The following is a 19,898-nucleotide window of genomic DNA, read 5'->3' on the forward strand; positions in this document are numbered from 1 at the left end:
TCAGTCTTCTCCTTCAAGAGTTTCCGTATAGGAACCAACCACGCGTACTTCTTCTTCCGTGACCTCGCCGTCGACGATCAGGTACGAGCGGAACTCGACCGGTCCGTCGTACGCCGCGGAGTCCGCGCCGTCACGCGTCGACACCAGCACGTAGTGGGCGCCCGGCTCCTGCGCGAGGTTGATGTCGGTACGCGACGGGTACGCCTCGGTGGCGGTGTGCGAGTGGTAGATCACCACCGGCTCCTCGTCGCGGGAGTCCATCTCCTTGTAGAGCCGGAACAGGTCACCGGAGTCGAACTCGTAGAACGTCGGCGACATCGCCGCGTTCAGCATCGGCACGAACCGCGTCGCCCGGTCCGACCCCTCGGCTCCCGCCACGACCCCGCACGCCTCGTCCGGATGGTCCTTGCGGGCATGCGCCACGATCGCGTCGTACGTCGCCTTCTCGATGACCAGCACAACTCCACGGTAGAGGCCCGAACCGCCGCACCCTCGCGACAGCACTCTGCGTCCGGATGCTGGGACGGCGTCAGCCGGCGGTCCGGCCGCCGAGCGGGATCCGGCGCGGGACGATCTCGCGGTGGGCGAGCCGCCAGCCGTTCGGGCCGCGGCGGACGGTGTCCACGTACGTTGCGGTAACGGAGCCGCGGTCGGCCAGGACGGCGATGCCTTTCGAGCGCACCGTCGCTGTGTCGTCGTCCAGCTCGGTGATCACCACGTTCGTCACCAGGTGCGCGAGCGGATTGCCGGCGCCGAGCTGGAGCGCGGCATCCCGGACCGCGTCGATCCCGACCAGTACGTCGGACCCGAGCGCGCTGACGTCGTACATCACGTCATCGGTGAACAGCTCGTCCAGGCGCTCGAGCTCGCCCTCGTCGAACAGGTGCCCGTGCAGCGCCAGCGTCTCCCCGATGGCCCATTTGTCGTCGGCGGTGAGCATGCCGGATCCTTTCCGCGGAGTTCCCCGGTTAGTCCCGCTACACTAACGGGGATGTCCCCGGAAAACCAGCCGCGGCCCGCCCGGCGACGCCGCGCCGACGCCGAACGCAACCGCGCGGCGATGCTCGTCACCGCCGGCCGGCTGTTCGACGAGCGCGGGCCGGACGTACCGCTGGACGAGATCGCGAAGACCGCCGGCGTCGCCAACGCGACCCTCTACCGGCACTTCCCCACCCGCGCCGACCTGCTCGTCGCGGTGTACGCCGACGAGGTCGCCGGGCTGGAACGCCGCAGCCAGGAGCTCGCCGCCGACGACGACCCGGACCGCGCGCTCAGCGAATGGCTACGGGATTTCGCGGATCACGTCGCCACCAAACGCGAGCTCGCGCAGGCCGTCCCGGACGAGCCCGGTCGCGATCGTGGTGCGCAGTTCGCGAGCTGGCACGCCACGATGCACAGCGCCGCCGAACGCCTGCTCGACCGGGCCCGGGCGGCCGGAGCAGTCCGGGCCGAGCTGACGACCACGGACCTGCTCGCTCTGGTGAGCGGCATCGCCCTGACCGGTCGCACAGGTGGTCAACTTCAGACGCTTCTTGAGCTGATCCGGGACGGCTACGCGCGCTGACTACCAGCGGTCGTGGACCTGCGGCCTGATCAGCTCGTCGTACGTCGCCTGCACGATGGCCAACTGGTCCTCGGTGAGGGGGCTGAAGGTGGCGGCCACGAGGTTGCCGGCTACCTGTTGTGGATTGCGCGCACCCGGGATGACGACCGAGACGCCGGGCTGGTCGAGGATCCAGCGAAGGGCGAACTGGGCCATGGTGGCGCCGGCGGGGACGGCCGGGGCGAGGCGGCGTACTGCTTCCAGACCGGTGCCGAACTCGACGCCCGCGAAGGTCTCACCGACGTCGAAGGCCTCGCCGTGGCGGTTGTACGTCCGGTGGTCGTCGGGCCCGAACGTGGTGTTCTCGTCGTATTTGCCCGACAGCAGCCCGCTCGCCAGCGGGACGCGGGCGATGATGCCGACGCCGGCGGCCTGCGCGGCGGGAAGGACCTCGTCGAGCGGCTTCAGGCGGAACGCGTTCAGGATGATCTGCACCGACGCGACGTTCGGCCGGGCAATCGCGGTCAGCGCCTCCGCGCAGGTTTCGACGCTCACGCCGTACGAGGCGATCCGGCCCTCGTCGACGAGGGTGTCGAGCGCGTCGAAGACCTCGTCGTTGGAGTACACCGGTGTCGGCGGGCAGTGCAGCTGCACCAGGTCGATCGTGTCGACGCCGAGGTTGCGCCGGGAGCGGTCGTTCCAGGCGCGGAAGTTCGCCGCCGTGTAGTTCTCCGGGACCTGCTCGACGCGGCGCCCCATCTTCGTCGCCACGGTCAGACCCTCAGCGGACTTGAGCACCTCACCGACCAGCCGCTCGCTGCGCCCGTCGCCGTACACGTCCGCGGTATCGATGAAGGTCACCCCACCGTCGATCGCGGCCCGCAACACCGCGACCGCGTCGCTCTCGTCCACCGAGCCCCAGTCAGCCCCGAGCTGCCAAGCCCCGAGCCCAACCACACCAACATCTCGCCCGGTACGCCCGAGCCGCCGCGTCTCCATACCCGCAACCCTAGGGTGTGTCTCCTAGTCCCGCGCCTACTGCGGGGCACTCGGCACGGCACCTCGCCGCACGGGCGCAAAGGCCACGATGCACCGCACCGAGCGCCTCCTCGCTACGGCGCCGGACTAGGAGACACACCCTAATCGGCGGTACCTGCGGCGCTTCGGCCGCCGTAGCCGCGCTTGAGCAGGTACTTCGCGCCGGCCGCGAAGCCCTTCGGGTCGAGGATCTCGAAGCCGAAGGCATCGGCCAACCGGTTCGTGGTGTTGAACGCGGCGGCGACGGCGAGCGCGTCCGTGAGCTGATCGGGCGTGGCTCCGGCATCCAGGGCCCGGCGCATGGCGTCCGCGTCGACCGATCCGGAGCGGGTCAGTCGGCCGAGGACCCGGAGGGTGGCGCGCAGGGGCTCCTCGACGGGTGCCGAGTCGAGGTCGTTCAGGACCGCGGCCACCCGGGACTCGTCGCCGGACGCCTGCGCCGCGGTCGCGGTGTGTGCGCCGATGCAGAACGTGCATTCGTTGACCTTGGAGACGTACGCCGCCATCAGTTCCCGGTCCGCCACCGACCAGGCGGACGGTCCGCGCATCGCCTGCTGGGTAAAGGTCTTCGCGTGCTCGCCGTAGAAGTCCGGCCGGTAGAAGACGATCTTCGCCGCGTCCGGCAGCGGCTGCCCGGAGAACAGCCGGACGACGCCGAACAGCACCTTGGTCCCGCGGCTGTAGCCCCGGTTGAGGATGTCAAGACGCATCGCGACCGCCCTCGTCGATCGCCTCGGCCAAGGCCGCCAGCCCGCGGTCGTACATCCGCGCCGAACTGCCGACCGCGGCGCAGACCACCAACTCGAAGACCTCGTCCTCGCTCAACCCGGCCGCCGTGACGGCCCGCAGATCCCCCTGCGTGACCGAGGCCGGCTCGTCCGCCACCTTGCCGATCAGCACGCTCACCGGCGGCGCCAGTCGCTCGTTGGCGAACGCGTCCGCCCGCAGCGCCGCAGACGCTGTCCCCGCGCCGTGGACAACGCGGTCCTCCAGCGCGCGGTACACCGCTCGTTTTCCGTCAGCCACCATGGCGTCCACATCTCCTGTTCAGATCGGGCCCCCTACTGCTGACGAACGGCGCCGCCCCGGATCCGACAGGTCAGCGCATGTTGTGGAGGAGGGCGGACTGCAGGTAGCCGAGCCAGTCGTAGAGGTCGTAGGTGAGGCGGCGGGGGTCGTCGTCGGGAAGTTTCTCCCAGGTGCTGTAGTCGTCCTCGTCCTTGATGTCGAGACGGGTGCCGATCGCCAGGCGGAGGTCGTTGAGGGCGCGCAGCCAGGACAGCTGCTCGTCGGGCTCCAGCGCGATCTCGTCGGCGCCGGACTCCTCGAGCGCGGACAGCACCCGCTTCGCGTCGTTGACCTTCCCGTCGCGCAGGCCGCGCTCGGTGAACCGCCGGAACTCCCCCGACGCCACGTCGTCGGTCTTGTACGCGTCCGGCAGCAGCCGCTGCAGTACGACGTCCTCGGGCGGGGACGTCGGGCCGTCGTTGTCGCTGAGCAGCGCCTCGAGCGGGTCCACGGGCGTCGTGGTGCGCGGCGGCAGCCCGTCGTACAGCAGCTCGACGAGGTTCCTGAGCAGGTTCGCCAAGATGTCCGCCTCGTGCTCTGCGAAACTGACGACGACGGTCTTACGGCGCTTACGGAACCGCGTCACGACTTCTCGCAGGTGGCCCACAGGCCGTAGGAGTGCATCGCTTCCACGTCGCGTTCCATCGCTTCCCGGTTCCCGTTCGACACCGCCGATTTGCCCTCGGCGTGCACCTGCATCATCAGCTTCTCGGACTTCTGCTTGGAGTAGCCGAAGTAGGTCTGGAAGACGAACGTCACGTAGTCCATCAGGTTGACCGGATCGTTCCAGACGATGGTCACCCAGGGTGGGCTCAGCTCGATCGCCTCGTCGACCTCAGGGCTCTCCAGCTCGCTCGGTGCGGTGCTCACCTGACCATTCTCTCCATCATCGGCTCCGGTCTCACAATAGGCTTGGCTCGTGACCCACTCGACGGCACTTCTCACGGACCACTACGAGCTGACCATGCTGCAGGCCGCGCTCGCCGACGGCACGGCGGAGCGCCGCTCGGTGTTCGAGCTGTTCGCCCGCCGGCTGCCCGACGGCCGCCGGTACGGCGTGGTCGCCGGTGTCAACCGGCTGCTGGACGCGCTCGAGCAGTTCCGGTTCGACGAGCAGACGATCGCCTTCCTGGCCGACCGCGGCATCGTCGACCAGGCTACCCGGGACTGGCTCGCGAACTACCGGTTCTCCGGCGACATCTCCGGTTACGCCGACGGCGAGATCTTCTTCCCGGGATCGCCGGTGCTCGTGGTGGAGTCCTCGTTCGCCGAGGCGGTGCTGCTGGAAACCGTTTTCTTGTCGATCCTGAACCACGACTCCGCGGTCGCCTCGGCGGCGTCCCGGATGACCTGGTGGGCCGGTGGGCGGCCCTGTATCGAGATGGGTTCGCGGCGCACCCAGGAGGAGGCGGCGGTCGCCGCGGCGCTGGCGGCCTACATCGCGGGCTTCACCGCCACGTCGAACCTGGAGGCCGCCCGCCGGTTCGGCATCCCCAGCACTGGAACGGCAGCGCACTCGTTCACACTGCTGCACGACCGCGAGCGCGACGCGTTCCGCTCGCAGATCGACGCGCTCGGCAAGGGCACCACGCTGCTCGTCGACACCTACGACGTCGCGGAGGCGGTACGCACCGCGATCGAGCTGACCGGTCCGGAGCTCGGCGCGGTCCGGCTGGACTCGGGCGACCTCCCGTCGCTGGCCGGGCAGGTGCGCGAGCAGCTGGACACGCTGGGCGCGACCAAGACCCGGATCATCGTCACCAGCGACCTCGACGAGTACCAGATCGCCGCGCTCGCCCCGGCGCCGGTCGACGGCTACGGCGTAGGTACGTCGCTGGTCACCGGCTCCGGCTACCCGACCTGCGGCTTCGTGTACAAGCTGGTCGCGCGCGAGGACGCCGGCGGCACCCTGCAACCGGTGGCGAAGAAGAGCCCGGACAAGATCTCGATCGGCGGCCGGAAGTGGGCGCTGCGCCGGCGGTCCGCGGCCGGTGTCGCGGAGGTCGAGCTGATCGGCGTCGGCGAGCAGCCGGTCGACGACGGCGACGACCGGATGCTGCTCAAGTCACTGGTCGAGGCCGGCAAGGTCGTCGGCCGGACGACGCCGGAGGAGTCGCAGACGCACCACGAGAAGGTCCGCTACGAGCTCCCCCGCTCCGCGAACCAGCTGAGCCGCGGCGAGCCCGCGATCCCCACCGAGTACGTCGGCGACTACGACGGCCGCAACCCCTTCCGCGCCCGCAGCCACGCCTGAGTGGCTTCTAACGACAGGAGGTAGTCCGCCTTTCCGGCGCCCGGCGGGCCGGGCTGAGCGCGACGCGGCGGAGGTGAGGCCACTACCTCCTGTCGTTAGCGCGGCAGGAACGTGTCGAGGTAGGGGTTGCGGAACTTGCCGGCCGGGTCGTACTTGGTGGCGAGCGCGATGAAGTCCTTGACCTTCGGGTAGCGCTCGGCCAGCGTCGCCGCGTCGGCGGCGAACACCTTGCCCCAGTGCGGACGGACGTCCAACGGCGCGAGCCGTTCCTCCAGCTCCGCGACGACCGGCCGGACCGCGGACTCGTCCTGGATCCAGGTGAAGTGCAGGGCAACCGTGTCGCGGCCCTGGCTCGGGCTCAGCCATTGGTCGTCGGCGGCGATCGTCCGGACCTCCGACACCTGGATCACCGGTGCGAACGTCTCCCCCAGACCGCGCAGTACGTCGATCGCCTCCGCAGCCCGTTCGCGCGGTACGAAGTACTCCGACTGCAGCTCGTCCCCGTTGCTCGGCGTGAACTCCAGCCGGAAGTGCGGCAGCCGCTCGTTCCACGGTCCAGGCACCCCGCCCTGCTGGGTCGCGTAGTCGGCCGGCATCACCTTGATCGGGTGCCGCGGACCGTCCGCGAGCTTCGCGCCCAGCCACTCCGGGTCGGGCGTGGTCAGCTCGCGGCGCTTGCGCCACACCATCACGTCCGGGTCCACCCAGTCGGTGAACGCACTCACGCTGTACGCGCTGCCCATCACGCCGGTGAAGTCCGACCGCAGACGGTCCACCGGCAACCCGTCGTACACGACCTGACTGATCTGGTACGTCGGCTGTACGTCGAGGGTCAGGCTGACGGCGATGCCGAGCGCACCGAGCGAGACGACCGACCCGCCGAAGTCCGGGTCGTCGCGGGTCAGCGTGACGAGCCCGCCGGCCGCGTCGACGAAGGTGATCGCACTGACCGCGGAGGCCAGCGTGCTGTTCTTGTCGCCCGAGCCGTGCGTTCCGGTCGCGCAGGCGCCGGCGACCGAGATGTGCGGCAGCGACCCGAGGTTGTGCAGCGCGAGTCCCTGCGCCTGCAGGGCAGCCGTCACCTCGCCGTACCGGAGACCGGCCGAGACCGTCACACTCTGCGCACCGGGCTCGCCGACGTCGACGACCTTCGGCAGGCTCTGCACGCTGACCAGTGCGCCGGCGCTGTCGGCGATCCGGTTGAACGAGTGCCCGGTGCCGAGCACGCGTACCTTCTCGGCGCCGGCGACCACCTCCTGCAGCTCCTCGACCGTCTGCGGCCGCTGCAGCTCGCTCGCAAACTCGACGTTGCCCGCCCAGTTCGTGGTCATTCCGTGCCCCTTCCGCCGGATCCCGTTCCGCATCGAACTGTCGCACATTCTGATCTCCGACGGCCCGGCGTCCGGCAGGTGGCCGGTGGCTGGTGTTGGATGGCGCGCGATGCTCATCTGTTTCGGTATTGCCGCCTTCTGGTTCCTGATCTTCGGCGTCGGCTTCCTGCACGACCGGCGCCTGTTCAAGAACGCGATCTTCCTGGTGCTCACGCTGATGTTCGCGGGCCTCGGGCTGGTCTTCACGGTCGCGGCGATCAATCAGGACGCCGGCCGGTTCCTGGTGGTCGCGATCCTGGTCGCGATCCCGGTGGCGATCGCGGTGCTCGCGGTGTTCCTGGTGATCAACGGCGTCACGATGCTGCGCCGGGAGCGCCGCCGGCTGTCCAACCTGCTGTCGCTGCTGGCCGGCCTCGGGATCATCGGCTTCGTCATCTTCAGCGTGCTGGTGCAGACGATCGGCTGGCAGCCGCTGGCGGTGCTCCGGTCGGTACTGCTCGGCATCCTCACCTACATCTCGTTCCTGTTCCTCTGCTTCCTCGTGTACGCGTTCGTCTACAGCCGGGTCCGGTCGTCCCGGAAGGTCGACTTTGTTGTCGTCCTCGGTTCCGGCGTAATCGGTTCCCGGGTCCCGCCGCTGCTGGCCAGCCGCCTGGACCGGGCGCGGCAGGTGTACGAACGGGCACTCCGCAAGGGCCGCTCGCCGCTCATCGTCACCTCCGGCGGGCAGGGCCCCGGCGAGGACCTACCCGAGTCGCACGCGATGGCGGCGTACCTGGTCGAGCACGGCGTCCCCGACGACCAGATCCTCCGTGAGGACAAGTCGACGACGACCTGGGAGAACCTGACGTTCAGCCGGGACCTGATGGTCGAGCTGCGGCCGAAGTACCGCTGTCTGATCGTGACGAACAATTTCCACGCGTTCCGCGCCGCGCTGACCGCCCGCAAGGCCAAGGTCAACGGCCAGGTGATCGGCTCGCCGACGGCCCGCTACTACTGGCCGACGGCAACGATCCGCGAGTTCGTCGCGATCCTCGCCAGTCACCCGTACCTCAACGGCGCCATCTGCCTGGCCATCGCCGCTGTCTCAATCATCCCGAACCTCTAGACCCGGCCGGTCAGGCTGCGGCTGAGGCTGGTCAGGCACAACGGGGACAGGAACAGGCCCGCGGTTGCGGCGAGCAATGCCGTACGGATGCCGAAGGCACCTGCGGCCGCTCCCCCCAGCAACGCACCGATCGGGGTCAGGCCCAGGCCGAGGAAGTTGATGGTGGCAACCACTCGCCCCTGTACCCGCAGCGGAGTGACGAGCTGCCGGATCGCCACGATCGCGACGTCGACCGATTGACTCAAGGCGCCGTACAGCACATTGATCGTGATCAGTGCGGCGATCGTGAGCGGACCTGGTCCATGGAGCGTGGAGGTGACGAGCATGACGAGGTCCGAGACGAGCGCTGCGAACACGACCACCCGGCCGTACCCGAACCGCCTCGGCAACCATGCGGACAGCAGCGACCCGACCAGCACACCGGGCCCGAAGGACGCCATCACCAGGCCGATCACCGCGCCCGGCAGCCCGAGCGTCCGGCTCAGGAACAGCAGGTACACGGTCGTCAGCGCGGTGAACGAGAACTGGTACGCACAGGTCGCGGCCGCGATCGCCCGCAACGACGCATCCCTTACAACCACGCGCAGTCCTTCACCGATCTGTCGCAGTACGCCATGTTGCGCCACCGGCGTACTCGCCCGACTGCGGATCCGGCTGACGGACAGACTGGACCCTGCGAACAGCACCGCCCCGGCAAGGACCGCGATAGGGGCGCTCAGCAACGACACGAGCGCACCACCGACGGCCGGACCACAAATCTGCGCCGCGGACCGGGTGGTCTCGAGCATGCTGTTGCCCTGGGCAATCTGATCGCGTTCGACCAGCTGCGGCAGCGATGCCATCGATGCGACGTCGAAGCACACGGTGAAGGTGCCGGCGACGAAGGCCACGACGTACAGGAACGGCAGGCCGAGCGCGACCCCCAGCGGTACGGACGCCAGCACGACCGCCCGTCCGAGGTCGGCCGCGACCAGCACCGTACGGAACCGCAGGCGATCGACGAGAACGCCGACCGCGAGCGAGAACAGCAGGATCGGAGCCTGCTCGACGGCACGCAGTACGCCGAGTTGCGCGGCGCCGGTGCCGAGCGTGGTAACCGCGACCAGCGGCAGAGTCACCTGACCGGCGAAGCTTGCGAGTTGAGAGGTGGTCTGGCCGATCCAGAGCCACCGGAAATCACGATGCGTCCACAGCGACACGAAGAAGTCCCGGGAGTCGAGCCCAGGGCACACCGGCCCCAGGGCAGGGGGAGGCGCCGCTTGTCACTCTGCAGGCGGCACGCGATGACAGCTCAGTCAGCGCGCGCCCGGTCGACCGGGCATCCCCAACTCCTCAAGACTCGATTCGGCGGTCAGCCTAACCGCCGCACCCGCGACTCGCACCAGATTTCTCAGCGGACCTTCACGGATGCTGCTGGGCTCTTCTGGAGGTTGCGGCCGTCACTTACCTCGAGGTGGTAGGACACTGTGCCGCCGGTCGTCAGGCCTGCGTCGGTGACCGACGTGACGTAGGGCTTGGTCCAGGAGTTTGAGGTTCGGGTCCAGGTGCCGATTCGGGTGGTGCCGCGGTAGAGCAGGTAGGTGAGGGTGAGGTTGTCGCGGTCGAGCACGGTGGGGAACGCGATCGTCACCTTGTTCGGCCGGGCGCTCGCGACCTTCGGTACGGCCGGGCGAGCCGGTGCGGCACCACCTGGAAGGTTGGTGAAGCGCGTCAGGCCCTCCTGCGGCACGCCGTTCACCTCGGTGAAGTCGCCGCCCGCCCAGAGGTCGTTGCCGCCGGAGGCGAACCCGAGCGGGCCGACCAGTGTCGTGCCGCCGGCGTCGGTGTTCGGGAACCATGGGCCGAGCTTGCCGGTGATCGCGCTGTAGACGAGCAGGTGATGCATGCCGGTCTTGTCGGGGAACTCGCCGTCCGCGCTGCAGTCGTGCGCGTGCGATCCCTTGTACAGCCAGTTGCCGATCGCCACGATCGCCTCGGTGGCTCCCAGACAGTGGCTCTGCCAGATCAGCTTGCCGGTCTTCGTGTCCGCGGCGAGCACTCCGTCGTAGCACCCGATGCCGGAGCCCGCATTGGCCGCGAACACCTTGTTTCCCTGGACTTCCAGGTCCTTCACCCGGCTGTCGCAGTCCGGCGTGAGAGCCGGGATCGCGGCCGCGGCCGGCATCGCGTACGCCGCACCACTGGCCGGATTCAGCATCGCGAGTGCGTGCGAGGCGCGGCCGCCGATGTGGCTGAAGCCGCCACCGACGAAGACGCGAGACCCATCGGTGGACACCTCGATCGCGTGCACGTCGTCATCCGCGGCGGGGTTCCACGGGAGCAGCGCCCCGGTGCTCAGGGCGACGGCGGCGACCCGGCTGCGCGCGACCCTGTCGACCGTGCCGAACGAGCCGCCGAGGTAGACCGTGCTGCCAGTGACCTTCAGCGCCGCGACGCGGTAGTTCACCGCCGGGTCCCAGCCGACCACAAGCTTGCCGGTGGCAACGTCGAACATCGCCACCCGCGACCGGGCCAGACCGTCGACAGCGGTGAAGTCGCCACCGATCACGACCCGGCGGCCGTCCGGAGATGCGGCGACGCTCCACACCGGCCCGTTGACGCTCGGCGCGAACCGCGTCGGTACGCCGGTGGTCCGGTCGAAGACCGCGAAGTACTTCCGCGGAGCGTCCGAAACGCCCCGGGCCTTGCCGGGCGGGCGGACCCGCGTGAACAGGCCGCCCGCGAACACCAGGTTCCCGGCGACGGCGACCGCGTTCACGCTCGCGTTCGTCTGCCAGGACGTCTGCTGCACCGACGACAGCGCGGACCCGAAACCCCGCGGCGCACTGTGCGCCGCGGCAGACTGTACGGCAGCCTGCACGGACGGCCCCGAAGGAACCAGCGCCGCGGCGGCGACAGCGCCCGCGGTGACAACGGCTAGGACGGCCTTCTTCATGAGCGAACCCCCAAGGGTCCGCTCCGGCGGAAGATGCCGACCCCATGATTTGGTGACAATGCGCCGTCAAACCATAACTGTCAGCACAGGACGGCCGGCAACCGGCTCAGTTCACCGGAGCGGGGGCCTCGAGCGCCGCGCGGATCGCTTCGAGTTGGAGGACGACCGCCCGGGCGCCAGGATCGACGACGCCGAGCACCCGATCACCGAGGTAGCTCGACCGTCCACGCGCGGCCTGGATGTCAGCCGTACTCTCGGTCCCCACGCGCGCTGCGGCCAGCGCATCGGCCAGTCTCCCCGTACGCAACGCCGTCGCGGCCGGCACCAGCGCGTCCAGCATGGTCCGATCGCCGACCTTGGCACCACCGAGTTCGGCGATCGCGTCGACGCCCGCCTCGAACGCCAGCGGCCACGGCTCTCCGGCGTTCAGTGTCGCGGCCATCCGGAGGATCAGTGCCGCGTACAACGGTCCCGACGTACCCCCGACAACCCGCCGTACGGTGCCGGCGATCCCACGGAGCACCGTGACGTCGTCGGTTCCGTCGTACTGTGCCTTGTCGTTGCGGATCGCCCGCGCGCCGCGGGCGAGGCTGATGCCCAGGTCGCCGTCGCCGACGAGCTGGTCGAGATCGGTCAGCTCCTGCTCCGCAGCGACGAGCTGTTCGCAGATCGCCTCGACGGTCCGCCAGAGTACGGAATCCTCGTCGAGCCGAACGGTGCTTGCGGCAACGATCTCCTGCTGGCGGTGCACCGAGATGCCTTGGGCAACACGACCGATGTGGGCGGCCGGCCACGCGATCGTCTGCGTCGGCGCATCCAGGCGAGTCAGCAGCTCGTCATCGACCCGCGCGAGGGACAACGAGCATCCAGCCATCTCCAGCGCAGTCAGGAAGGTGCCGACCCAGGCGCGTTCGAGGTTGATGCCCTGCTCGGCCAGGTAGCCGACCGCGCGGCCGGCGATGATGCCGAGCTCCATCGTCGGCGTACCGCCCAGATTGTTGACCAGCAACACGACGCGCTCGCCGGCCGCGATCCGGAGGTCCGCGATCAGGCGCGCGAGCAGCGTCTCGATGACCTCGTCGGCCGGACGAAGCTCGCCCCGCTCGATGCCCGGTTCGCCGTGGATGCCGAGGCCCCACTCGATCTGGTTCGCGGCGAGTTCCAGGCCGGGCCGCCCGGCCGCGGGAACGGTACAGGCGGACAGCGCCACGCCCATCGTCGCGATGGACTCAGCCGCAGCGATCGCTTCGCGCTTCACCTCGGCGAGCGGAAGACCCGCCTCGGCCGCGGCACCGGCGACCTTGTGCACGAGCACGGTTCCGGCGAGACCCCGGCGGCCCGCGTTGCCGCCGTCCGCGGCGAGCGCGGCGTCGTCGGCGACCACGACCAACTCGACCTCGAGTCCCTCGGTCCGCGCGATCTCCGCCGCGAGCCCGAAGTTCAGGCGGTCGCCGGTGTAGTTCTTCACGATCAGCAGTACGCCACCGGAGCCGCCGACCGCACGGATCGCCGTCAGGACCGCGTCCACGGACGGCGAGGTGAAGACGTCACCCGCCACCGCGGCGGTCAGCATGCCCGGGCCGACGTACCCGGCATGCGCCGGCTCGTGGCCAGCCCCGCCGCCGGACACCAGCGCCACCTGGCCGCGCCGGCTCAGGTCGGCGTGATCGGCGCGGACGACGACGCCGTCCTCGAGCAGCGTGACGCCCGGGTTGGTCAGGACGAAACCCTGCAGCATCTCGGGGACGACTTCAGCCGGATCGTTGATGAGCTTCTTCACGTCGGACCACTCCTCGCTGCTTCGAATATCATTCGATAATGTCGAATGAGTTTCGGAGCATAGGCCGCGGTTCATCCGGCTGTAAAGAGGAGGAGGTTCAGCGCGGCTGGACCGGCCAGTGGGCGGCGCCGAGTTCGCGGGAGATGTTGCGGGCCGCCTCACGGACGGCTGTGAAGGTCGCGTCCGCCTGTGCCCAGTCGACCGACGGCAGAACGATGCCGATGGCACCGACCGCCAGTCCGGACGCGTCGAAGATCGGCGCGGCAACCCCTGCCTCGCCGAGCACCGCCTCCTCCTGCTCGGTCGCCAGCGCGTCCCGCGCCACGTCGTCGAGCTGCTTGCGCAGCAGGCTCGGATCGACCACGGTCTCGGACGTCATGCTGCGCAGGGTCTCCCCCGCGAGCAGTTCGTCGGCCTGCTCGGGCAGGAACGCGAGCATCGCCTTGCCCAGTGCGCTCGCGTGCGCCGGGATCACGATCCCGACCTCGGGCATCTGCCGGCTGCCGTCCGGCCGCGGCTCGTGGTGGATGATCACCACTTCGTCGTACGTCAGCACGCCGGTCCGTACGGCATGACCGCTGCGCCGGGCGAGCTCCTCGGACCAGGTGACCGCCCGCGATCGCAGCTCGAGCGTGTCCAGGTAGACGTTGCCGAGCTTCAGCACCGCGGGGCCGAGCTGATAGCGGTTCGAGTCACGGTCCTGCAGCACCATGCCGTGCGCCTGCAGGGTCTTGAGGATCCCGTGCGTCGTCGACGGCGGCAGGTCGAGCCGGGCCGAGAGCTCGGACAGGCTCAGCCGGCGCGCACCCTGCAACGCTCCCAGGATCCGGACAGCCCGATCGACGGACTGGATCATCGACAACCCCTCTGCTGAGCGAACAACCCTTTACATCAGTGAACCACAGGCGTAACTTCCGACCTACGTTCGATAATGTCGAACGTTCTTCGGAAACATCTTCGCCTCGGGGCGCACCCTGGAGGGACTTCCATGGACGACAACAACCTGCCGCAGCGGCTCGCCGCTGAGGTGCTCGGCACGGCGATCCTGGTGTTCGTCGGTGTCGGCGCGGTGCCTGCGACGCTGATGACCAACGGCGCCGCACCGTTCACGATGGCCGACCTCGGGGTGATCTCGTTCGCGTTCGCCGCCGCCGTGGTGGCGACGGTCTACGCGCTCGGTCCGATCTCCGGCAACCACATCAACCCCGCCGTCACCGTCGGCCTCGCGGCGGCGGGCAAGTTCCCCTGGTCGCGCGTTCCGGCCTACCTGGCGGCGCAACTGTGCGGTGCACTGCTCGGCGCCGTCGCGATCCTCGGCGTCCTCGGGTCCAAGGCCAGCGACGTCGGGCTCGGCGTCGCCGCGTACGGACCGGGCGTCGGGAACGTGCAGGCCTTCACGGCCGAGTTCGTCGGGACCTTCATCCTGGTACTGACGGTCTTCGGCGCGACGCACCGCAAGGCCGCGGCGGGCTTCGCCGGGCTCGCGATCGGCCTGGTGGTCTTCGCGGTCATCATCCCGGTCGCTCCCGCCACCGGCGCCTCGGTGAATCCCGCCCGTACGGTCGGTCCGATGCTGGTCCAGCAGTTCGCGGGCGGCCATGTCCAGTTCAGCCAGCTGCCCGTCTACCTGCTGGCCGAGTTGAGCGCAGGCGTGTTGGCCGGGTTCACGTTCCTCGCGCTCTCGCGCAGTACCGACGAGCGCGTCGTACTGCCCGCAGCCGTTCGGGCAGGGGAAGGGTGACCGTGACCCAGTCGATCACCGCGCCGATGCTGGCTGCATGGGTCCGTGAATTCGGGCACCTGGTGAGCAGCCACACGGATCGCCTCAACGCGCTCGATGCCGCGATCGGTGACGCCGACCACGGCACGAACCTCGATCGTGGGTTTCGCGCCGTAGTCGCGGATCTTGGGACCATCGCTGACCCCGGCACCCTGCTCACCCACGTCGGTGGGACCGTCGTCAGCAAGGTCGGCGGCGCGGCCGGACCGCTCTTCGGTGCGTTCTTCTTGTCCCTCGGCGACAGCCTCGGTCACGACCCGACGGTGGGCGCCGGGCGTTTCGCGACCGGGCTTCGCGCTGGTCTCGCCGGAGTCGTCGCCAGAGGCCGGGCCGAGGCGGGCGACAAGACCATGTACGACGCACTCGCGCCCGCGATCGACGCCATGGGTGCCATCCGCGACCTGCCTGCGATGGTGCAGGCAGGCCTGCGCGCCGCGGAGGCAGGGCGCGACGCGACGACCGGCATGCTGGCCAGGAAGGGTCGCGCCAGCTACCTGGGCGAACGCAGCGTCGGCCACCAGGACCCCGGCGCCACCTCAGCCGCGCTGCTCTTCACCGCCGCCGCGAACGCTCTCTCGCCCTTCGGTCTCGAGTAGCCGCAGCCAGATCTCGCTGATCGTCGGGTACGCCGGAACCGCGTGCCAGAGGCGATCCAGCGGGACCTCGCCGGCGATGGCGATCGCGGCCGCCTGCAGCAGCTCGGCCACGTCCGGACCGACTGCGGTGAAGCCGACCAGAACGTTGCGCTCGGCATCGATCACCATGCGCGCCTGTCCGCGATAACCGTCGGCGTGCAGCGCGGCGCCGGAGACGGCTCCGAGGTCGTAGTCGACCGCCCTGATCTTCAGCCCCGCCTTCGAGGCGGCTTCCGCGGACAGGCCGACGGCGGCGACCTCGGGATCGGTGAAGACCACCTGGGTGACGGCACGATCGTCGGCGGTGGCCGCATGCCGCCCCCACGGACTCAGATCCACCTTCTTGCCCTGCGCCCGCGCGGCGATCGCGTTGCCCAGAGCGCGCGCCTGGTACTTGCCGTGATGCGTCAGCAGGGCGCGTTTGTTCACGTCGCCCGCGGCGTACAGCCAACCGTCACCGACAGGCTTGCCTGCGTCGTCGATGACAGCCAGCCCGTCGTCGACGTGCAGCCAATCCCCCGGAGCGAGGCCGACGTGATCCAGGCCGACATCCTTGGTGTTGGGCGTACGACCAGTGGCAACGAGAATCTCGTCGGCGTCGACCGTCGTGCCGTCGGACAACGTCAGGTGCACTCCTGCATCGTCCCGGCGTACCGCGGTGGCGTCGACCTCGAGGTGCAGCGACACCCCGGCCTCGCGGAGCGCGGCCGTCACGTACTCACTGGCGAAGGATTCGACACCTGGCAACAATCGGGTCTGCGAAACGAGCGTGACGTGCGCGCCAAGGGCGTTGAATGCAGTGGCCATCTCGGACCCGACGACGCCGCCACCGACAATCACCAACCGATTCGGAACCGTCTGCGCAGCGGCTGCCTGTCTGCTCGTCCAGGGCGAGACGTCCGCGAGTCCCTGGATCGGCGGCAGGCTGGCACTACTACCGGTCGCGATCACAACGGCGTGCCGCGCATGCACCTCTGTTGTCACGCCGTCGGCCTGGGTGACGGTGACCGTACGGGTCCCATTGATACGACCGTGTCCGCGCAGCAGCGTGACGCCCGCGTGGTTCAGCCACTCGGCCTGGCCCGAGTCGTCCCAGTTGGAAGCGAAGCGGTCCCGCCGAGCGAAGACCGCGGCCGGATCCAGCTTGCCGGTCACGGCTTTCCCCGCAGCCGGCAGCGCGCGAGCTGCGCGGAGCGCCGCGGCGTCGCGGAGCAGGGCCTTGGTCGGCATGCAGGCCCAGTACGAGCACTCGCCGCCGACGAGCTCGCGTTCCACGATCGCCGCGGTCAGGCCGCCCTGGACCACGCGGTCGGCGACGTTCTCACCGACCGGTCCGGCACCGAGGATCACGACGTCGAAGTGGTTGGGCCGGCTCTCTTCGGTCATGTCAGTTGGCCTTTCCGGCCAGGCGGTGCAGCCGGATCGCGGAGCTCAGGAAGAAGATGCCGCCGAGGATCGCGTACCCGGCGATGCTGGTGAGCGAGGGGTCCGGCTTGCCTGCCATCAGGACGAAGCTACCACCGGCGAGGACGGAGATGCCGCCGCTGAGGATCATCGGCCACTGCCCGCCGAGCCGGTAGCGCAGGATCGCGACGACCAGCTGGACGATGCCGGCGGTGATCGCCCAGGCGCCCCAGACACGCAGGACGGCCGGGATGCCCGAGGCGGCCGCGACGGCCAATCCGACCGTGGCGAGCAGGCTCAGCGCCATGTTGACGTAGAGCGGGGACTTCGGGCGGGCGCTGCCTGCCGTACGGAAGTCGATCACGGCCGCGGCGACGTCGAACAGCGGATAGATCACGAGCAGTACGGCGGCCGCCGGATTGATCGTCTTCGCGATCGCCATCGTCAGCACCGCCCAGACGACGGCGAAGCCGAAGCGGGAGTAGTACAGGGTCCGCAGCGCCTTGGTGGCCGCGGTCGTGCCGGCTGCGGTCGCTGTGCCCGTCGCGCCGAGGGTTTCGTATGAACTGGACACCAGGTCCTTCTCTCAAAGATGTAGATAGAACGATCGGTACACTTGGAACGTGCAGCATGGACCCGATCGCTGTCAAGACCGATCGTTCTATCTGCTAGCCTCGAACGGCAGATCAAGGGATGGGAGAAGTGCGATGTCGGAAGCACGGCTGCGGCTGCTCAACACGGCGACCGGGCTCTTCTACGCCGACGGGATCCATGCCGTCGGCGTCGATCGGGTGATCGCCGAGGCGAAGGTCACCCGCGCGACGCTCTACCGGCACTTCCCGAGCAAGGACGACCTGATCGTCGCGTACCTGACCCAGACCGACGAGGCCCTCCGCGCGCGGCTCGCCGCGGCACGGACCGAGGACGCGAGCCCGGCCGACGTGATTCGCGCCGTCGCACAGTCGATCGCCGATGACATCCAGCAGTCCGGGTTCCGCGGCTGCGCGTTCCTGAACGCCGCGGCCGAGTACCCCGATCCCACCTTCGCCGTGCACCAGGCGGTCCTGCGGCACCGGGAGTGGTTCCTCACCACGATGACCGAGCTGTTCACCGAGCTCGGCAAGATCGACGCCGGCCCTGCCGCCCGGCACTTCGTGATGCTTCGCGACGGCGCGATGGCCGCCGGTTGCCTCACGGACCCGGAACCGATCGGCGAGACCTTCCTGCGCGGCGTCGAGGGACTCCTCACGTACCGCAGCCGCGAGTGACCTGATCCGGGGTGAGCCCGCGCAATGCGGCGCGGACGGCGCCTGCGCTTGTACGGTGGGCTCAGGACGTACTCGTCAGAAGGAGTAGCGCGATGGCCAGGGCGTTGATCGTGGTTGATGTGCAGAACGACTTCTGCGAGGGCGGCAGCCTGGCGGTCGCGGGCGGTGCCGATGTCGCGTTCCGGATCGGCGAGCTGCTGCACCACTGGCACGAGGCCGATCCCGACGAGCGTCAGTACGCGTACGTCGTGGCGACCCGGGACCACCACATCGACCCGGGCGACCACTTCTCCGACCATCCCGACTACGTCGACTCCTGGCCGCGGCACTGTGTGGCCGGCACCGACGGCGTCAGCTTCCACCCGAACCTGGATCCGCAGCCGTTCGACGCGATCTTCGACAAGGGCGAGTACGCCGCCGCCTACTCCGGCTTCGAGGGCAAGTCCCACGAAGGCGGCCACACGCTCGCCGACTGGCTGCGCGGCAAGGGCGTCACGGACGTCGACGTCTGCGGTATCGCTACCGACTACTGCGTCCGCGCGACCGCCCTCGACGCCCACCAGGAAGGGTTCGGTACGACGGTCCTCACCGACCTGACCGCCGGAGTCGCCGAGACCAGCACCGACAAGGCGCTGGCCGAGCTCCGCAACTCCGGCGTCAATCTGACCTGACCCTGCCGGTCAGACCTGGCCGGCCTTCTCCAGGGCGGTGCAGCAGGTGTTCACGATCAGGCGGGTGACGTTGTACGGGTCGATGTTCGCGTTCGGCCTGCGGTCCTCGATGTAGCCCTTCTTGTCGACCTCGACCTGCCACGGGATCCGGACCGAAGCACCCCGGTCGGAGACGCCGTAGCTGTAGGCGTCGTGCGGAGCGGTCTCGTGGGCGCCGGTCAGCCGCTCCTCGATGCCGTCGCCGTAGCCGGCGATGTGCTCCTCGACCTTGCCCGGGGCGCCGAGCGACTCGCAGGCGGTGATGATCGGGTCGTAACCCTCGCGCATCGCCCGGGTGGAGAAGTTCGTGTGCGCACCGGCGCCGTTCCAGTCGCCCTTGGCCGGCTTGGCGTCCAGGGTCGCGGCGACGTCGTGGTCCTCGGCGATCCGGTAGAGCAGCCAGCGCGCCACCCACAGGTGGTCGGCGACCTCGATCGGACCCGCCGGGCCGACCTGGAACTCCCACTGGCCGGGCATCACCTCGGCGTTGATGCCGGAGATCTTCAGCCCGGCGTCGAGGCAGGCGTCCAGGTGCTGCTCGACGATGTCGCGGCCGAAGACCTCGTCGGCACCGACGCCGCAGTAGTACGGGCCCTGCGGCGCCGGGAAACCGACCGCCGGGAAGCCGAGCGGCCGTCCCTCCTGGAAGAAGGTGTACTCCTGCTCGATGCCGAACCAGGACTCCTGCTCGGCGAACTGCTCGGCGATCGGGAGCAGTGTGGCGCGGTGGTTGGTCGGGTGCGGGGTGCCGTCGACGAGGTAGACCTCGCACAGCACGAGCAAGTGGTCGCCGCCGCGGATCGGGTCGGGGCACGAGAAGACCGGCTTGAGCACGCAGTCGGAGTTGTCGCCGGGCGCCTGGTTGGTGCTCGAACCGTCGAAGCCCCACTCCGGCAGCTCGGCGCCGTCGGCGAGCACCCTCGTCTTGGAGCGGAGCCGCGCGCTCGGCTCGGTACCGTCGATCCAGATGTACTCGGCCTTGTAGGTCACCCGTCTGTTCCCTTCGTCGCGGCCGTTCCCTCAGGTGTTTCTGAACGGCCGCTA

At 69.4% G+C, this 19,898-nt stretch carries 22 protein-coding genes; 7 read left to right on the top strand and 15 right to left on the bottom strand.

What is annotated here, in order from left to right; genetic code table 11:
• Both ACGFI6_RS04255 and ACGFI6_RS04260 read right to left on the bottom strand, forming a co-directional pair.
• Positions 1–459 carry a Mov34/MPN/PAD-1 family protein gene (locus ACGFI6_RS04255; protein WP_393115169.1) on the bottom strand — a complete coding sequence of 153 codons (459 nt, stop codon included), beginning with the start codon at positions 457–459 and terminating at the stop codon, positions 1–3.
• A 70-nt stretch (positions 460–529) separates the two neighbouring features.
• Positions 530–940 (bottom strand): nuclear transport factor 2 family protein, encoded by a 411-nt coding sequence (locus ACGFI6_RS04260; protein WP_393115170.1) that lies wholly within the window; start codon positions 938–940, stop codon positions 530–532.
• 51 nt (positions 941–991) lie between these two features.
• Here ACGFI6_RS04260 and ACGFI6_RS04265 point away from each other — a divergent pair, with 51 nt between their 5' ends.
• Positions 992–1,564: a TetR/AcrR family transcriptional regulator gene (locus ACGFI6_RS04265; protein WP_393115171.1), complete on the top strand. Its 573-nt coding sequence runs from the start codon at positions 992–994 to the stop codon at positions 1,562–1,564.
• Here the strand turns inward: ACGFI6_RS04265 and ACGFI6_RS04270 are convergent, their stop codons facing one another.
• From ACGFI6_RS04270 to clpS, 5 genes are all read right to left on the bottom strand, one after another.
• Positions 1,565–2,542, bottom strand: a complete 978-nt coding sequence (locus tag ACGFI6_RS04270; protein ID WP_393115172.1) for an aldo/keto reductase — start codon at positions 2,540–2,542, stop codon at positions 1,565–1,567.
• A gap of 140 nt (positions 2,543–2,682) precedes the next feature.
• On the bottom strand, positions 2,683–3,291 hold the full coding sequence (locus ACGFI6_RS04275) for a carboxymuconolactone decarboxylase family protein (protein WP_393115173.1): 609 nt from the start codon (positions 3,289–3,291) through the stop codon (positions 2,683–2,685).
• Positions 3,281–3,610 (bottom strand): hypothetical protein, encoded by a 330-nt coding sequence (locus ACGFI6_RS04280; protein WP_393115174.1) that lies wholly within the window; start codon positions 3,608–3,610, stop codon positions 3,281–3,283. The genes ACGFI6_RS04275 and ACGFI6_RS04280 overlap by 11 nt, the downstream gene beginning before the upstream one ends.
• Before the next feature lie 70 nt (positions 3,611–3,680).
• Positions 3,681–4,235 carry a DUF2017 domain-containing protein gene (locus tag ACGFI6_RS04285; protein ID WP_393115175.1) on the bottom strand — a complete coding sequence of 185 codons (555 nt, stop codon included), beginning with the start codon at positions 4,233–4,235 and terminating at the stop codon, positions 3,681–3,683.
• Entirely contained in the window at positions 4,232–4,519 is a 288-nt protein-coding gene (clpS, locus tag ACGFI6_RS04290; protein WP_393115176.1) for an ATP-dependent Clp protease adapter ClpS, read from the bottom strand. The genes ACGFI6_RS04285 and clpS overlap by 4 nt, the downstream gene beginning before the upstream one ends.
• A 94-nt stretch (positions 4,520–4,613) precedes the next feature.
• Here clpS and ACGFI6_RS04295 point away from each other — a divergent pair, with 94 nt between their 5' ends.
• Positions 4,614–5,903 carry a nicotinate phosphoribosyltransferase gene (locus ACGFI6_RS04295; RefSeq protein WP_393115751.1) on the top strand — a complete coding sequence of 430 codons (1,290 nt, stop codon included), beginning with the start codon at positions 4,614–4,616 and terminating at the stop codon, positions 5,901–5,903.
• A 95-nt stretch (positions 5,904–5,998) separates the two neighbouring features.
• Here ACGFI6_RS04295 and ACGFI6_RS04300 read toward each other — a convergent pair whose 3' ends face one another.
• Positions 5,999–7,234 (bottom strand): D-arabinono-1,4-lactone oxidase, encoded by a 1,236-nt coding sequence (locus tag ACGFI6_RS04300; protein WP_393115177.1) that lies wholly within the window; start codon positions 7,232–7,234, stop codon positions 5,999–6,001.
• A gap of 85 nt (positions 7,235–7,319) precedes the next feature.
• Here ACGFI6_RS04300 and ACGFI6_RS04305 point away from each other — a divergent pair, with 85 nt between their 5' ends.
• Positions 7,320–8,342: a YdcF family protein gene (locus ACGFI6_RS04305; protein ID WP_393115178.1), complete on the top strand. Its 1,023-nt coding sequence runs from the start codon at positions 7,320–7,322 to the stop codon at positions 8,340–8,342.
• Here the strand turns inward: ACGFI6_RS04305 and ACGFI6_RS04310 are convergent.
• The 4 genes from ACGFI6_RS04310 to ACGFI6_RS04325 form a co-directional block, all read right to left on the bottom strand.
• Positions 8,339–9,574 carry an MFS transporter gene (locus ACGFI6_RS04310; RefSeq protein ID WP_393115179.1) on the bottom strand — a complete coding sequence of 412 codons (1,236 nt, stop codon included), beginning with the start codon at positions 9,572–9,574 and terminating at the stop codon, positions 8,339–8,341. The two genes, ACGFI6_RS04305 and ACGFI6_RS04310, sit on opposite strands and share 4 nt — an antisense overlap.
• Positions 9,575–9,732: 158 nt before the next feature.
• Positions 9,733–11,277 (bottom strand): fibronectin type III domain-containing protein, encoded by a 1,545-nt coding sequence (locus ACGFI6_RS04315; protein WP_393115181.1) that lies wholly within the window; start codon positions 11,275–11,277, stop codon positions 9,733–9,735.
• Between the two features lie 106 nt (positions 11,278–11,383).
• On the bottom strand, positions 11,384–13,057 hold the full coding sequence (locus ACGFI6_RS04320; RefSeq protein ID WP_393115182.1) for a dihydroxyacetone kinase family protein: 1,674 nt from the start codon (positions 13,055–13,057) through the stop codon (positions 11,384–11,386).
• A 97-nt stretch (positions 13,058–13,154) separates the two neighbouring features.
• Positions 13,155–13,913 carry an IclR family transcriptional regulator gene (locus ACGFI6_RS04325; RefSeq protein WP_393115183.1) on the bottom strand — a complete coding sequence of 253 codons (759 nt, stop codon included), beginning with the start codon at positions 13,911–13,913 and terminating at the stop codon, positions 13,155–13,157.
• Positions 13,914–14,045: 132 nt separating this feature from the next.
• Between ACGFI6_RS04325 and ACGFI6_RS04330 the strand changes: the two genes are divergently transcribed.
• Together ACGFI6_RS04330 and dhaL are read left to right on the top strand one after the other, a co-directional pair.
• Positions 14,046–14,798 carry an MIP/aquaporin family protein gene (locus ACGFI6_RS04330; RefSeq protein WP_393115184.1) on the top strand — a complete coding sequence of 251 codons (753 nt, stop codon included), beginning with the start codon at positions 14,046–14,048 and terminating at the stop codon, positions 14,796–14,798.
• 26 nt (positions 14,799–14,824) lie between these two features.
• Positions 14,825–15,433, top strand: coding sequence for a dihydroxyacetone kinase subunit DhaL (dhaL, locus tag ACGFI6_RS04335; protein ID WP_393115752.1), 609 nt, complete (start codon positions 14,825–14,827; stop codon positions 15,431–15,433).
• Here dhaL and ACGFI6_RS04340 read toward each other — a convergent pair.
• Together ACGFI6_RS04340 and ACGFI6_RS04345 are read right to left on the bottom strand one after the other, a co-directional pair.
• Entirely contained in the window at positions 15,374–16,858 is a 1,485-nt protein-coding gene (locus tag ACGFI6_RS04340; RefSeq protein ID WP_393115185.1) for a dihydrolipoyl dehydrogenase family protein, read from the bottom strand. The two genes, dhaL and ACGFI6_RS04340, sit on opposite strands and share 60 nt — an antisense overlap.
• 1 nt (position 16,859) lies before the next feature.
• Positions 16,860–17,450, bottom strand: coding sequence for a hypothetical protein (locus tag ACGFI6_RS04345; RefSeq protein WP_393115186.1), 591 nt, complete (start codon positions 17,448–17,450; stop codon positions 16,860–16,862).
• A 133-nt stretch (positions 17,451–17,583) separates the two neighbouring features.
• Between ACGFI6_RS04345 and ACGFI6_RS04350 the strand changes: the two genes are divergently transcribed.
• Together ACGFI6_RS04350 and ACGFI6_RS04355 are read left to right on the top strand one after the other, a co-directional pair.
• Positions 17,584–18,144, top strand: a complete 561-nt coding sequence (locus ACGFI6_RS04350; RefSeq protein ID WP_393115187.1) for a TetR/AcrR family transcriptional regulator — start codon at positions 17,584–17,586, stop codon at positions 18,142–18,144.
• Positions 18,145–18,236: 92 nt separating this feature from the next.
• Positions 18,237–18,815 carry a nicotinamidase gene (locus ACGFI6_RS04355; RefSeq protein ID WP_393115188.1) on the top strand — a complete coding sequence of 193 codons (579 nt, stop codon included), beginning with the start codon at positions 18,237–18,239 and terminating at the stop codon, positions 18,813–18,815.
• Positions 18,816–18,824: 9 nt separating this feature from the next.
• On the opposite strand, the gene glnII is transcribed toward ACGFI6_RS04355, so the two are convergent.
• Positions 18,825–19,844 carry a glutamine synthetase gene (gene glnII / locus ACGFI6_RS04360; RefSeq protein ID WP_393115189.1) on the bottom strand — a complete coding sequence of 340 codons (1,020 nt, stop codon included), beginning with the start codon at positions 19,842–19,844 and terminating at the stop codon, positions 18,825–18,827.
• Positions 19,845–19,898: the final 54 nt, after the last annotated feature.

It is taken from the genome of Kribbella sp. NPDC048928 (genome assembly GCF_043197975.1).
In the GTDB taxonomy this organism is placed as follows: domain Bacteria; phylum Actinomycetota; class Actinomycetes; order Propionibacteriales; family Kribbellaceae; genus Kribbella.